The sequence below is a fragment of the Bartonella sp. AA2SXKL genome, assembly GCF_042197205.1.
In the GTDB taxonomy this organism is placed as follows: Bacteria; Pseudomonadota; Alphaproteobacteria; order Rhizobiales; family Rhizobiaceae; genus Bartonella.
Window position 1 is genome coordinate 1 of sequence record NZ_JBHIRN010000107.1, and the last position, 783, is coordinate 783.

Genomic DNA, 783 nt, shown 5'->3' on the forward strand with positions numbered 1-783 from the left:
GGGTTTTATTGTTAGAAATACACGTAAAAAACAAGGATTAACACAAGAACAGTTAGCAGCTACATCAGGGGTTGGTGTGCGGTTTATCCGTGATTTAGAAAGAGGCAAAGAGTCTTGTCATGTTGGAAAAACCATACATGTGCTTGCAATGTTAGGTCTCGATGTTCAGATTGGGAATGAAAAATTATAACCCGTATATTTGACGTTTATTTGTACACAAAACTAACCGGACAATTACATCAAAAAATAAATGGAGATCTGATATTTCTCTACGATAGAGATTATGTGCATCAAAATTTACAGAATATTTCTGTTGCTCTTCCTCTCAGTTTTAAAGCTTATAAAGGACAATCAGTCAAAGCTTTCTTTTGTCCGATGAGAATGTACGACATTGTTTGGTAAATCATTTAAGACTTTTGGAGCGAAATGCTTTTGCTTTGCTTGAAGTTGTTGGTGGGGATTGTGCTGGAGCTCTCGCGTTATATCCACATAAACAAGTGCCACATTTACTAACCGATGATACAGAGACTCTTAATGATGATCAGTTAAAAGAATTTTTTGAGTGCATCAAATGTCATTCGATGTTTGCTGGAAATGATGGCTATAGATTATCTCTTGCTGGAAGGCAAAATAAGTTGGCGGTTGGCTTTAAAGATAACCATATTCAGCTTATTAAGGGAGGCGCTTCTCTTCCTTACTTTTTGAAACCGCTGATTGAGCATAATAATGAAAGTGCGCATAACGACTTTTTTGTATGAAATTAGCAAAACTCATAGGCATTAA

At 36.0% G+C, this 783-nt stretch carries 1 protein-coding gene and 1 pseudogene; both read left to right on the forward strand.

Annotation, left to right across the window (positions count from 1 at the left end; translation table 11 throughout):
• Positions 1 to 190: type II toxin-antitoxin system Y4mF family antitoxin (locus tag ACFINS_RS10070; protein WP_375706185.1), on the forward strand; the 190-nt coding region annotated here is incomplete at its 5' end.
• Between the two features lie 20 nt (positions 191 to 210).
• Positions 211 to 758 (forward strand): annotated as a pseudogene (locus ACFINS_RS10075) (HipA N-terminal domain-containing protein).
• Positions 759 to 783: the final 25 nt, after the last annotated feature.